This window comes from Pseudoduganella sp. SL102, from assembly GCF_027856995.1.
Classification (GTDB): Bacteria; Pseudomonadota; Gammaproteobacteria; order Burkholderiales; family Burkholderiaceae_D; genus Rugamonas; species Rugamonas albidiflava.
Window position 1 is genome coordinate 6,813,373 of the sequence record NZ_CP115554.1, and the last position, 11,864, is coordinate 6,825,236.

An 11,864-nucleotide genomic window follows, 5' to 3' on the forward strand; every position below is an offset into this window, starting at 1 on the left:
TCCTGGAAATATCCTTGGGATCTGCGCGGCACTCGATCCTGAAGACTTTTAAAACCGACAATCTTCCGACATTTCGATGACATCCGATCTTTAGAATCCGTTGCATTCGAGATCACAGGAGACGTCATGCAAACACAAGCCACCAGCCGGCAGGAACAGGCCGCTCGCGCCGGTATCGTCTGGATCAAGCTCGCCGTGCTGTACCTGCTCATCGGCGTGGCGCTGGGCATTGCCATGGGCGCCAGCCGCGACTTCACGCTGCGCCCCGTGCATGCACACGTCAACCTGCTGGGCTGGACCACGCTGGCGCTGTCCGGGATTATCTACACGCTGTTCCCGCAAGCCGGCACCACGCTGCTGGCGCGCGTCCACTTCTGGCTGCTGAACCTGGCGTTGCCTGTCATGATGGGCTCGCTGGCCTATGTGCTGTCGACGGGCGACGCGAGTGTCGTGGCGATGCTGGTGATTGCCGAAATCACCGCGGCGATCTCGATCGTGGCATTGGCCGCCAATATCTTCATGAACCTGCAAGTCAGCAAGGACGTGGCAGGGGAATGCCAGCCCGATAAAAAAGCGGCCGCGGCCTGATGCCGTTCGGTTAAGTCCACCCCAAGTGCAAATTCTGGGGTCAGACCCGGCGGGTCTGACCCCAGCCCTTCGCTGTTGGGGTAAATGCATGCGCTTCCAATGTGCTGGATGACGCTTGACTTAACGGCGTTACGGCCGAGGCCGCTTTTTCACCGTGTCACCGTCCTATTTCAGCCAGCCCCGGTGCCGGAAATACAGGAACGGCGCAATCGCGCTGGTGATCATCAGGCCCCAGGCCCAGGGATAGCCCAGCGTCCATTTCAGTTCCGGCATGAAGTCGAAGTTCATGCCATACACGCTGGCGATCAGGGTCGGCGGCAGGAAGGCCACGCTGGCCACCGAGAAGATCTTGATGATCTTGTTCTGGTTGATGTTGATGAAGCCGACCGTGGCGTCCATCAGGAAGTTGATCTTGTCGAACAGGAACGAGGTGTGGCCGTCGAGCGATTCGATGTCGCGCAGGATCTGCCGGGCTTCCTCGAACTGCTCGGAATTGAGCAGGCGCCCGCGCATCAGGAAGCTGACGGCGCGCCGCGTATCCATCATGTTGCGGCGGATCCGGCCATTCAAGTCTTCCTCGTGGGCGATGGCGGACAGCGCGTCGGCCGCGTCCTTGTCGGTGAATTCTTCCTGCAGCACGCGGAACGATACTTCTTCCAGGTTCTTGTAGATGCCTTCCAGCGCGTCGGCGGAATATTCGGCGTCGGTGGCGTACAGGTCGAGCAGCACGTCCATGTAGTCGACGATCGAGCCGGGGCGCGAGCGGGCGCGCATGCGCACCAGGCGGAACACCGGCAAGTCGTCGGTGTGCACGGAGAACAGCATCTTGCGCGCCAGGATGAAGGCGACGGTGACGATGCGCGACGGGCCATCGTCTTCTTCCAGCAGGAAGTCGGTGCGCAGGTGCAGGTCGCCGTTTTCCGCTTCGTAGTAGCGGGCCGACGCTTCGATATCCTTGACTTCGTCTTCGCCCGGCAAGGTCACGCCGTAGATGGCCTTGACCCAGGCACGCTCGTCATCGTCCGGGTCGGTCAGGTCGACCCATACCGGTGCCACTTGTTCAAGGTCTTCGCGCGTTTCGATGGGAACCTGGTTCAGCCGGCCATTTTGTAGAACGAAGACATTGATCATAGGCACTCTCAGCCGACTGGGATTCTGGACACTTGCAGGACGCAAAATTAAAACAGCGCAAGTGTACAGGCAAAGCCCCGGCCGGGACCAGACCGGAGGACCACTTTTTACCCATGGAACCGATAATTGCGGTGTATCGGGCACCGATCGCGGCGCGGGGCTGGGGAAGCGCTACGGCAGCTCGGCCGAATTCATGCGCCGCAGGATGATCTGGGTGCGCCGGTTCAGGTAGCGCGTATCGCGGTGCGCATCGTAATAGCGGGGATTGGGCAGCATCACCGCCAGCCGCGCCGCCTGCGCCGCACCGAGTTTCGCCGCGGGCACCTTGTAATAGTGGCGTGCCGCCGCCTCCGCGCCATACACGCCGCGGCCGAACTCCACCACGTTCAGGTAGATCTCGAAGATCCGCCGCTTGTCCATCATGGTTTCCAGCATGTACGCGATGATCAGTTCCTGGCCCTTGCGCAGGTAGCTGCGCGAGCCGGACAGGAACAGGTTCTTGGCCAGCTGCTGCGTGATCGTGGAGCCGCCGTGCGTGACCTTCTTGCGTTTTTCATTACGCTCGTAGGCCTTTTCCAGCGCCTCCCAGTCGACGCCGTCGTGGTCTGAGAAATTGGCATCCTCGGAAGCGATGACGGCCCGCTTCAGGTTGTTCGAGATGCGCTCGTACGGCACCCATTTCTGGACGATCTTCGCATCCGGATTCTTTTCCTGCATGGCCGACAGCTGCTGGCGCATGAATGCCGTCATGCCCGGCTCGTGGTCGCGCCACCACCAGATCTGCGCGGCGAAATACAGCTGCACGGCGATGAACAGGACGACGGGAACGATGAACAGCCACTTGACGAATGCCCAGCGGCCCAGGGGCTTGCGCGCTTTTTTCATGTGCATTTCTTATTGTTCAACACGACGCAGGAAGCTTCACCAGCGCAGGAAGCATCGCCGGCATCAGATGTCCGATCGACACATGCCACCGTGTCAACGCAGGCGTGCCAGCAGCTCCGCGGTGTCCGGCCGCACGCCGCGCCAGCCCAGGAAGGCTTCGGCGGCCTGCTCCACCAGCATGCCCAGGCCATCGCGCACGGTCGCGCCATGGCTGGCGGCGAAGCGCATGAAGACGGTCGGTTCCTGCCCGTACATCATATCCAATGCCAGCGAGCCCTGGTGGAATACCGATGGCGCCACCGGCGGCAGGTCGGCCTGCAGGCTGGCCGACGTGGCGTTGATGACGATGTCGAAGCTGCCGGCGATGTCGGCAAAGCCGCAGGCGGCCACCACGCCCGCGCCGCCCAGCGGCGCGAATTGCTGGACCAGCGCCTCGGCGGTGGCCACGGTGCGGTTGGCGATCACCAGCGCGGCCGGGCGATGCTCCAGGATCGGCAGCACGGCACCGCGCGCGGCACCGCCCGCGCCCAGCAGCAGCACGCGCTTGCCGGTGATCGGCACGCCCGCGTTGACGGTGATGTCGGCCACCAGGCCGGCGCCGTCGGTGTTGTCGCCGGTGATGCCGTGTTCATCGAACAGCAGCGTGTTGACGGCGCCCGCGGCCTGCGCGCGCACCGTCAGCGCGCTGGCCAGCCGGCACGCCTCGAGCTTGAACGGCACCGTCACGTTGGCGCCCTTGCCGCCTTCGGCGATGAAGGCATGGACCGCCTCGGCAAAACCATCCAGCGGCGCCAGGCGTTTTTCATACGTCAGCCGCTGGCCCGTGGCCGCGGCGAACGCGGCGTGGATGACGGGCGATTTGCTGTGGGCGATCGGATTGCCGAACACGCAGTATTTGTCGACGCCGGAGTTGATGCCGGAGTCGCCGCCGATGCGGTCCAGGGCCGTGCCGTCCACACTGTTATTGTCCACGCTGCTATTGTCCACGCTGTCATTGTCCATTTTATTTTGCTCCACCGAGTTGGGCTTCGAGTTTTTGTTCGCGGGTGAATTTGAACCGGGTGATGATGACCCACAGGTCGTCGCGGTCGTTCGACAGCATGTTGGGCGGGAACTTGCCGAACGGCGCGGCGCGGCGCACGATGGCGATCGCCGCCTGGTCCAGCGCCGGATTGCCGGAACTGGTCTGCACCGTGATGCCGCCCTCCTTGGTATACAGCGTGCCATCCTGGAAGATCGGGATCGACAGCACCAGCTCGCCATACAGCTTGCGGCCGTTCACCTGCGGGAAGTTCAGCGTGCCCACCTCTTCCACCTTGCGCTGGAAGGTCTTGTAGTACATCGCATAGCCCACCTGCTGGGTGCTGGGCGTGATGTAGGTGCGGCGCGGGCGCTTGTTCTGGTCTTCGATGGTTTGCGCGATCTCGGCCGCCATGCGGGCGATCGCCCTGCTGCTTTCGATCAGCTCGGCACCGGTGGGCGTGGGATCGGGCTTGCTGTTCTCGGTGACGGGCGCGGCGCGGTACGGCGTGGTCTTCACCTGCGTCAGCAGCTTCTTCTGCACTTCTTCCAGCTGCTCGATGCGGCGGCGCGAGGCTTCGATGCTGTCGCCATCGGCCACCCGGCGCATGTCCGGCAGCGGCGACTTCGAGCGGCCCTGGTCGGCCATGCCGCCGCCATCCAGGTTGGCCTGCGCCAGCGCCTCGGCCTTCAGCGGCCGGTTGGCGTGCTTGGCATTGACGAGGATGACTTCCAGCGTCGGATCGGTGGGCGCCAGCTTGAATTCCTGCGGCGCCACGAAACGCACCGCCAGCAGCGCCGCATGGGCGAGCACCGAGACGGCCAGGGCGATCGCGAGGAACCGGTTTTCTTGTAAATACTTCACGCAGAGAAGGAAAAAGCGTCGGCGAAATGCATCATTCTACCCGCTGAAACCACCGGCGTTACCAGTGGCGGCAGTGAAAACCAGTGCCCCGCACCTTTTCGCGGCCATGCCCCGAAAAAATGTCCGACACCAGGCTCCTCCACCGTTCCGGTTCAGCCAGCGGCGGGCGGGACGGCGGCGGCTTCGGCCACTTCCACCTTCTCGTCGGCGGGCTGGTCGGGATCGGCGACCAGTTCCGGCACGGTCTCGCCGACCAGCGCCTTGTCCGCGTCGCCTTCCTCTTCTTCTTCCTCGAAGTCGACGGCGGCCGGCGCGGCTTCCTCGATTTCCAGCAGGCGCGTCTCGATCGTCAGGTCCACTTCATCCCAGCGGATCACGTCCAGCTTGACGGCCGCGCCGCGCGGCGCCGACGGCATGCCCGGCAGGCGGATCACCAGCGGGATGTCGGTCAGGCGCAGCACTTCATCCTTCAGCACCACGGCATCGACCTGGTGCTTGTCTTCCTGGCCGAGCCAGCGCAGGCACCAGTAGCGTTCCATATTGGCCTGGAAGTCGGCATAGGCGGCATACGCGGCGTCGAACGCCGAGACGATGGCGAACAGGTTGGCATCCTTGTGCTTGAACGGCGCAACGAGGGGGGCCATCACGCCCTTCTCGGCCACGGCCAGGATCTGCCACTGGTTGACCAGGTCCGTGTAGCGGCGCAGCGGCGACGTGCTCCAGGCATACTGGTCGACACCGAGGCCTTCGTGCGGCGCGGCATGCGTCAGCATGCGCACCTGCATCTTGGCATTCCAGCCGCCCACGCCGCGGCCCTGGCTGCGGTAGATGCCGGGCACGCCGTGGTCGTGCATCAGCTTGCCCCAGGTGCTGTTGGCGAAGATCATCATCTCGGCCACGATCTTGTCCAGCGGGGCGCCGCGCTTGCGGCGCGTGATCGTGACGACATCGTCCTCGACATAGAAATTGAAGTCGACGCGGTTGTTCTGCTCCGGCTTCAGCCCGAACGCCTCGCGCTTGGCCATGCGGCCCGCTTCCAGGTGCTGCGCCCACGCCCACAGCAAGGTCAGCTCGGCCTTGCGCGGGTAGTCACCCTCGCCACTGGCCAGCGTCTGTTCATTCACCACGTCATCGAGATCGTTGTGGCGCAGGTTGTTCGCGATGGGCACCATCTCGGCGCGCGTCTCGGTCGAGATCACGGTCCAGTCGGCGGGATCGAGCGTGGCGTACAGCGACAGCGCCGGGCACGTCTTGCCCTCGGCCAGCGTGTAGGCCTCGACCACGGAATCCGGCAGCATGGTGATCTTGTCGCCCGGCATATAGACAGTGGACAGGCGCGCGCGGGCGATCTTGTCGATCGCATCGTCCGGGCGGATGGCCAGGCCCGGCGCGGCGATGTGGATGCCGATGCGCACCTTGCCATCGTCCAGGTGGACGATCGACATGGCATCGTCGATCTCGGTCGTGGTCACGTCGTCGATCGAGAATGCCTCGACCGCGGCGACCGGCAGGCCGGCCGGCGGCGGCGGCACCGCCACGTCCGGGAAGCCATGCCCGCGCGGGAACGATTCGAACAGGAAGCGGGCCATGTGCAGGTCCTTGGCCGAACCGATGCCGCCCACCGCCAGCATCAGGCGTGCCGGCGTGGTGTGCAGCTCGTTGCAGGCCGCTTCCAGCGCCTTGTATTCGATGGTGTTCTTGTCCGGCTTGAACAGCAGCTGCTGCACGATGCCCGCCATGGAAGGCGGCAGCTTGTTCGCCTTCAGCTCGTCCACATAGCCCTGCTGGACGATGGCCTGCTGCTTCTTCTTCTCGATGCCGGCCAGCGCTGCCTTCAGGGTCTGCTCGGGCGCAGCCTTGTAGCGCCCGCGGCCCTTCTTATGAAAATATACGGGCGCCGTATGGAGCGCCAGGATCAGCCCCGCCGCCTCGGCGGGCAGCGGCGCATGGCCGAAGTACTCGGCGCCCAGCTCCGCGAACCCGAATTCTTCCTGGCCAGCCACCTCCCACAGGAAATCCAGGTCGACATCGGCCGCCACCGCGCGCGCCTGCTCCATCAGCTCGTCGGGCGCAGGCTTGTCATACTGCAGCAGCACATCCTTGGCTTTCACCTTGCTGCGCTTGCCGCTGGCCATCTCCACCTGGTAAGCCTCGCCGGCGGTGGACAGCACTTGTCCGACCTTGAAATCGCCGGATTCTTCAAAAAAGACATTCATTGTTCATCTCGTGTTGGAGGTTTTCGGCACCAGCGCCGCGACCTGGGGGAGGAATACCTCGGTCACCAGCAGCGTGCCCTGGCGCCGCCGGTACAGGCAGCGCCGTGCATACAGCAAAAGTTCGTCGGGAACGGCGATTCCCTGTCCCGCCAGCGCGGCGCGGGCACGGCGCGCCAGCGGATGGCTGCCGCGCAGCCGCGCATATTCGAGCGGGCCACGCGCCACCATCGGGTCGCCGAACAGGGTAGTGCCCAGCGACCGTTCGCCCAGCGCGGAAAACAGCGGCCAGTCGGCGGCGTCCGCGCTCATCGGCACCACCGTGTGCGCGAACACCACGGGCGTATTATCACACCGCAGCAGCACTTCCCGTTCCCAGCAGCGGCCGCGCCCGTTGCCGATGCGGGGCAGGCCCAGCGCGCCGGATTCGTCGGCCAGGCATTGCGCGGGACGCTGGCGCAGCACCTGCACCCGGAAGGTTCCGGCATGGGCTTTCAGCCGGGCCGTCAGCGAACCGCCCGACGTGAGCCAGCACGCCAGCGCCGCCGGCGCGTTCACGGCCAGCACATGCCGGTACCAGTTGGCCCGGCGCAGCGAGCGTTCCCTCATCCGGCCCCGATTCCGCAGAAGGCCAGCACTTCGTCGACGTAGTCCGCGAACTCGGCGATGCCGTGGTCGGAACCGTCGATCACGTGCTGCCGGGCGCCCGGGTAGTGCGCCACCATGTCGCGCCAGTCCAGCACTTCGTCGCCGGTGGCCGCCAGCAGGTAGTAGCGTTCCGGCCGGGTGATGGCGGGCACCGCCAGTTCTCCCAGCTCGGCGATGTACTCGCGCTTGAACTCGAACGGCTCGCCGCTGTGGAACATGGTGGTCATGCCCACGTATTTCTCCAGGTCGCGCAGCGGCGTGACGGCGGGATTGAGCAGCGCGGCGCGGCAGCCCAGCTGCTCGGCCATCCACGTGGCGTAATAGCCGCCCAGCGACGAGCCGACGATGGCCAGCTCATTGGCCACCTGATCCCGGGGCAGCCCGGCCACCAGTGCCATGGCTTGCTGCATCGCCAGCTGCGGCGATGCGGGCAACTGCGGCGCCAGGTAGTCGGCGGCGCGGCCCAGCTGCGCCATCCGCTCGCCCAGCAGCCGGCCCTTCATCGACAGCGGCGACGAGCGGAAGCCGTGCAGATAAAGGATCTTTACCGCGGCGGTCATCCTTCAGGCCTTCAGTGCCTGCAGCGCATCGAGCAGCTTGCCGTGCACGCCGCCGAAGCCGCCATTGCTCATGACGACGACATGGTCGCCCGGCCGCGCCTGGCCGACGATGGCTTTCACCATCAGGTCGATATCCTCGTAGCCGGCGGCCTTCGAACCCATCGGCGCCAGCGTGGTGGCCAGGCTCCAGCCCAGTGCCTTTTCGCTGCCGAAGCCGAACACGAAGTCGGCCTCGCGCAGGCTGGCCGGCAGCGCATCCTTCATCGCGCCCAGCTTCATCGTGTTCGAGCGCGGCTCCAGCACGGCCAGGATGCGCGTATCGGCACCCAGCTTCTGGCGCAGGCCGCCCACGGTGGTGGCGATCGCGGTCGGGTGATGGGCGAAATCGTCGTACACCGTCACACCGTTCACCACGCCGCGCACTTCCATCCGGCGCTTGACGCTCTCGAACGATTCCAGCGACTTGGCCGCCTGGGCGACCGGCACGCCGACATTGCGGGCGGCGGCGATCGCGGCCAGCGCGTTGTAGCGGTTGTGGCGCCCGGTCAGCTTCCAGTTGATCAGCGCTTCGAACTTGCCGTTGAACAGCACGTCGAAGCTGCCGTCCGGATGTTCCTTCAACGTCCAGTTGGCATTGCCGTCATTGCCGAAGCTTTCCTTTTCGCTCCAGCAGCCGCGCCGGATCACGCGCTGCAGCGACTCTTCGTCGCCGTTGACGATCACGCGGCCGATGCCCGGCACGGTACGCACCAGGTGGTGGAACTGGGTTTCGATCGCGCCGATATCGGGGAAGATGTCGGCATGGTCGTATTCCAGGTTGTTCAGGATCGCCGTCTTGGCGTGGTAGTGCACGAACTTGCTGCGCTTGTCGAAGAAGGCCGTGTCGTATTCATCCGCCTCGATGACGAAGAACGCCGAATCGCCGCTCTTGCCGGCGGTTTGGCCCTGCAATCGCGCGGAAATGCCAAAGTTCATCGGCACGCCGCCGATCAGGAAGCCCGGCGCGTAGCCGGCATCTTCCAGGATCCACGCCAGCATCGACGAGGTGGTGGTCTTGCCGTGCGTGCCGGCCACCGCCAGCACCCATTTGTCACGCAGGATGTGCTCGCCGATCCACTGCGGGCCGGACACATACGGCAGGCTGCGGTTGAGGATTTCCTCGACCAGCGGATTGCCCCGCGAAACCACGTTGCCGATCACGTACAGGTCCGGGTTCAGCTTCACCTGGTCCGCATCGAAACCCTGGATCAGTTCGATACCCTGGGCTTCCAGCTGGGTGCTCATCGGCGGGTAGACGTTGGCGTCGCAGCCGGTCACCTTGTGGCCGGCTTCCTTGGCGAGCACGGCGAGGCCGCCCATGAAGGTGCCGCAAATGCCGAGGATGTGAATGTGCATGGGGATCGTGCTCCGTGGTGCTGCGTGGTCAAAGGCGCGATTTTACCCGACGCGCTGGCTTTCGCCGGTTCAGAGTATCATTCCGGCCATGATGCCGAACCATGAAGCCAACGACCAGGTCGCGCTCCTGCGCGCCGAAATCGCCGCCGCCGCCGCCAGGATGGTTGCCCAGGATGGCGCCGACTACGGGACGGCGAAGCGCAAGGCGGCCCGCCGCATCCTCGGCGATGCGCAGGCCAATTCGCTGCGCGATGCGCTCCCGGACGATGCGCAGATCGAGGAAGAGGTGCGCCAGTACCATGCGCTGTTCAACGCCGCCACGCAGCCGGCCCGCCTGCTGAAGCTGCGCCTCATCGCGCTGGAAGTGATGGAACGGCTGGCCGAGTACCAGCCTTTCCTGACCGGCCCTGTATTGAATGGCAGCGCCGGCGAACATGACGACATCCGCCTGCAACTGTTCGCCGACAGCGCGAAGGAGGTGCAGATCTTCCTGCTGAATAAGAACGTCAATATAGAGATCTCGGAAAGCGAGCATTTCAAGGGACCGCGCCACGACCCGGTCGAGACCGTGAGCTTCCTGTGGCATGGCGAAGGCGTGCATGCGGAACTGTATGAACAGCAGGACCTGCGCGGCGCCAGAAAGAAAAAGAACGAACAAAAAGCCGGCGATCGCCCGGCGCGGGCCGACATCGACGAGCTGCGCGCGCTGATCGCCACCGAACACCCTGAACACGGAAACGCATGAAGACATCCCACCTGCTGGCCTGCGGCGCCATCGCCGTCGTATTCGGCGCCATCGGCGCCTGGGTCGGCATCAACAAGAAAGCCCCGCCACCGCCCATTACCTCCACCGTCCCGCCCGGGCAAGCCGCGGCCGGCAGCGCCGTCGTCGATGCCCTGCTGGCGCGCACCATGGCCGATGCCCAGGGCACGCAGCAGCCGCTGGCGCAATGGAAAGGCAAGCCGCTGCTGGTGAATTTCTGGGCCACCTGGTGTGCGCCGTGCGTGAAGGAAATGCCGGAACTGTCGGCGCTGCAAACCAGCGGCAAGTACAAGAACCTGCAGGTGATCGGCATCGGCATCGACTCGCCCACCAACATCGCCGAATTCACGAAGAAGTTCCCGATCGCCTACCCGCTGTACGTGGATGGCGTGGCCGGCACCGAGCTGTCGCGCCAGTTCGGCAATGCCCAGGGCGGCTTGCCGTTCACGGTGCTGATCGGCGCCGATGGCCAGGTGAAGAAGACCTATCTCGGCCTGCTGAAGTTCGACCAGCTGCACCAGGATCTGGCAGCGCTGTGAGCGCTGCCGGCACTGCCCGCACCACCACTCCGGTAACGACTCAGTTTACTGTTTGGCAAGTTCTTTTTTCTTGCCAAATAGTCGCGTCAGGCGGCAAAATGCGGAACTTTCGCTGGACTAAGGTCACAACATGGCAAAACACCTGCTGCTGCTGAACGGCCCCAATCTGAACCTGTTGGGTACCCGCGAGCCCGGAATCTATGGGGCGACGACACTGGCACAGGTGGAACAGGCGGCACGGGACCAGGCCGCCTCGGCGGGCGCGCAGCTGCATGCCTTCCAGAGCAACCATGAAGGCGCGCTGATCGACCGCATCCATGCCGCGCGCGACGAAGGGGTGGACTTCATCGTCATCAATCCCGGCGGGTATACCCACACCAGCGTGGCCCTGCGCGATGCGCTGGCCGGCGTGGCGATCCCGTTCGTCGAAGTCCATATATCGAATATTTATCAGCGCGAAAGCTTTCGCCACCACTCATTTCTCAGCGCGATTGCCAAGGGAACGATTTGCGGACTCGGCACCGAGGGATACCGCTTTGCCATCGACTTTGCACTAAGAAGCAGTTAATCTACGCGATCTGCGCGCTATTTACAGCGTAGTCGCTTATGTGCCAGCTTATTTGGCTTAACATGGCAGCCGCGCCAATTTCACAAAACAAGATTAGACGGGAGTCTCAGATGGATCTACGCAAGCTCAAGACTTTGATTGACTTGGTTGCCGAATCGGATATTGCAGAACTCGAAGTGACCGAAGGCGAGAGCAAGGTGCGCATCGTCAAGTCGTCCGCCATGCCGCAAAACCAGGTCGTGATGATGCCGCAGGGCGGCGCGCCGACCCACTACATGCCTGCCGCCGCGCCGGCTCCGGCGCCTGCCGCCGCACCGGCCGTGCCGGCCGCCGCCGCCGAGCCGACCGGCCACATCGTCAAGTCGCCGATGGTCGGCACGTTCTACCGTTCTTCCGCACCGGGCAGCGCGCCGTTCGTCGAAGTGGGCGCGACCGTGAAGGAAGGCGATACGCTGTGCATCATCGAAGCGATGAAGCTGCTGAACGAGATCGATGCGGACAAATCCGGCACGATCACCCAGGTTCTCGTCGAGAACGGCCAGCCGGTCGAATTCGGCCAGCCGCTGTTCGTCATCGGCTGATCCATAGGCCGATGAGGGCCGGCGCGTGCCGGTCCGGCGGCCCAGCCGCCACGTTAGCTCCCTCTCCCAGGACACCCGGCATGCCCGGGTGTTCGCAAACATAGAACT

13 protein-coding genes are annotated in these 11,864 nt (G+C 64.5%); 5 read left to right on the top strand and 8 right to left on the bottom strand.

Annotation, left to right across the window (positions count from 1 at the left end; translation table 11 throughout):
* Positions 1-126 precede the first annotated feature (126 nt).
* Positions 127-588 (top strand): hypothetical protein, encoded by a 462-nt coding sequence (locus OU994_RS28855; RefSeq protein ID WP_281608693.1) that lies wholly within the window; start codon positions 127-129, stop codon positions 586-588.
* Positions 589-753: 165 nt separating this feature from the next.
* On the opposite strand, the gene corA is transcribed toward OU994_RS28855, so the two are convergent.
* From corA to mpl, 8 genes are all read right to left on the bottom strand, one after another.
* A complete protein-coding gene (gene corA, locus OU994_RS28860; protein ID WP_131143941.1) occupies positions 754-1,719 on the bottom strand; it encodes a magnesium/cobalt transporter CorA in 966 nt (321 codons plus the stop codon).
* A gap of 171 nt (positions 1,720-1,890) precedes the next feature.
* Positions 1,891-2,604, bottom strand: coding sequence for a monofunctional biosynthetic peptidoglycan transglycosylase (mtgA, locus tag OU994_RS28865; RefSeq protein ID WP_281608694.1), 714 nt, complete (start codon positions 2,602-2,604; stop codon positions 1,891-1,893).
* 93 nt (positions 2,605-2,697) lie between these two features.
* Positions 2,698-3,606: a shikimate dehydrogenase gene (aroE, locus tag OU994_RS28870; protein ID WP_281608695.1), complete on the bottom strand. Its 909-nt coding sequence runs from the start codon at positions 3,604-3,606 to the stop codon at positions 2,698-2,700.
* Between the two features lies 1 nt (position 3,607).
* Entirely contained in the window at positions 3,608-4,489 is an 882-nt protein-coding gene (locus tag OU994_RS28875; protein WP_281608696.1) for a TonB family protein, read from the bottom strand.
* A 152-nt stretch (positions 4,490-4,641) separates the two neighbouring features.
* On the bottom strand, positions 4,642-6,705 hold the full coding sequence (locus OU994_RS28880; RefSeq protein WP_281608697.1) for a ribonuclease catalytic domain-containing protein: 2,064 nt from the start codon (positions 6,703-6,705) through the stop codon (positions 4,642-4,644).
* Between the two features lie 3 nt (positions 6,706-6,708).
* Complete coding sequence (locus OU994_RS28885; protein ID WP_281608698.1) at positions 6,709-7,311, bottom strand: chorismate lyase; 603 nt, start codon at positions 7,309-7,311, stop codon at positions 6,709-6,711.
* Complete coding sequence (locus tag OU994_RS28890) at positions 7,308-7,910, bottom strand: YqiA/YcfP family alpha/beta fold hydrolase (RefSeq protein WP_281608699.1); 603 nt, start codon at positions 7,908-7,910, stop codon at positions 7,308-7,310. The genes OU994_RS28885 and OU994_RS28890 overlap by 4 nt, the downstream gene beginning before the upstream one ends.
* A gap of 3 nt (positions 7,911-7,913) precedes the next feature.
* The gene (gene mpl / locus OU994_RS28895; RefSeq protein WP_131143936.1) at positions 7,914-9,305 is read right to left on the bottom strand and encodes a UDP-N-acetylmuramate:L-alanyl-gamma-D-glutamyl-meso-diaminopimelate ligase; all 1,392 of its coding nucleotides are present in this window, start codon (positions 9,303-9,305) and stop codon (positions 7,914-7,916) included.
* An 88-nt stretch (positions 9,306-9,393) separates the two neighbouring features.
* Here mpl and OU994_RS28900 point away from each other — a divergent pair, with 88 nt between their 5' ends.
* The 4 genes from OU994_RS28900 (at position 9,394) to accB (ending at position 11,756) form a co-directional block, all read left to right on the top strand.
* Positions 9,394-10,050: a hypothetical protein gene (locus OU994_RS28900; protein ID WP_281608700.1), complete on the top strand. Its 657-nt coding sequence runs from the start codon at positions 9,394-9,396 to the stop codon at positions 10,048-10,050.
* Complete coding sequence (locus tag OU994_RS28905) at positions 10,047-10,607, top strand: TlpA disulfide reductase family protein (RefSeq protein ID WP_281608701.1); 561 nt, start codon at positions 10,047-10,049, stop codon at positions 10,605-10,607. The genes OU994_RS28900 and OU994_RS28905 overlap by 4 nt, the downstream gene beginning before the upstream one ends.
* A 130-nt stretch (positions 10,608-10,737) precedes the next feature.
* A complete protein-coding gene (aroQ, locus tag OU994_RS28910; RefSeq protein ID WP_131143933.1) occupies positions 10,738-11,175 on the top strand; it encodes a type II 3-dehydroquinate dehydratase in 438 nt (145 codons plus the stop codon).
* A gap of 110 nt (positions 11,176-11,285) precedes the next feature.
* Positions 11,286-11,756, top strand: coding sequence for an acetyl-CoA carboxylase biotin carboxyl carrier protein (gene accB, locus OU994_RS28915; RefSeq protein ID WP_281608702.1), 471 nt, complete (start codon positions 11,286-11,288; stop codon positions 11,754-11,756).
* Positions 11,757-11,864 lie beyond the last annotated feature (108 nt).

Excerpts from the sequence above, each read along its gene's own strand:
- mtgA (WP_281608694.1), bottom strand. The coding sequence starts at position 2,604 with ATGAAAAAAGCGCGCAAGCCCCTGGGCCGCTGGGCATTCGTCAAGTGG.
- OU994_RS28905 (WP_281608701.1), top strand. The coding sequence starts at position 10,047 with ATGAAGACATCCCACCTGCTGGCCTGCGGCGCCATCGCCGTCGTATTC.
- OU994_RS28885 (WP_281608698.1), bottom strand. The coding sequence starts at position 7,311 with ATGAGGGAACGCTCGCTGCGCCGGGCCAACTGGTACCGGCATGTGCTG.
- aroQ (WP_131143933.1), top strand. The coding sequence starts at position 10,738 with ATGGCAAAACACCTGCTGCTGCTGAACGGCCCCAATCTGAACCTGTTG.
- OU994_RS28880 (WP_281608697.1), bottom strand. The coding sequence starts at position 6,705 with ATGAATGTCTTTTTTGAAGAATCCGGCGATTTCAAGGTCGGACAAGTG.
- corA (WP_131143941.1), bottom strand. The coding sequence starts at position 1,719 with ATGATCAATGTCTTCGTTCTACAAAATGGCCGGCTGAACCAGGTTCCC.
- OU994_RS28855 (WP_281608693.1), top strand. The coding sequence starts at position 127 with ATGCAAACACAAGCCACCAGCCGGCAGGAACAGGCCGCTCGCGCCGGT.
- OU994_RS28900 (WP_281608700.1), top strand. The coding sequence starts at position 9,394 with ATGATGCCGAACCATGAAGCCAACGACCAGGTCGCGCTCCTGCGCGCC.
- mpl (WP_131143936.1), bottom strand. The coding sequence starts at position 9,305 with ATGCACATTCACATCCTCGGCATTTGCGGCACCTTCATGGGCGGCCTC.
- OU994_RS28890 (WP_281608699.1), bottom strand. The coding sequence starts at position 7,910 with ATGACCGCCGCGGTAAAGATCCTTTATCTGCACGGCTTCCGCTCGTCG.
- aroE (WP_281608695.1), bottom strand. The coding sequence starts at position 3,606 with ATGGACAATGACAGCGTGGACAATAGCAGCGTGGACAATAACAGTGTG.
- accB (WP_281608702.1), top strand. The coding sequence starts at position 11,286 with ATGGATCTACGCAAGCTCAAGACTTTGATTGACTTGGTTGCCGAATCG.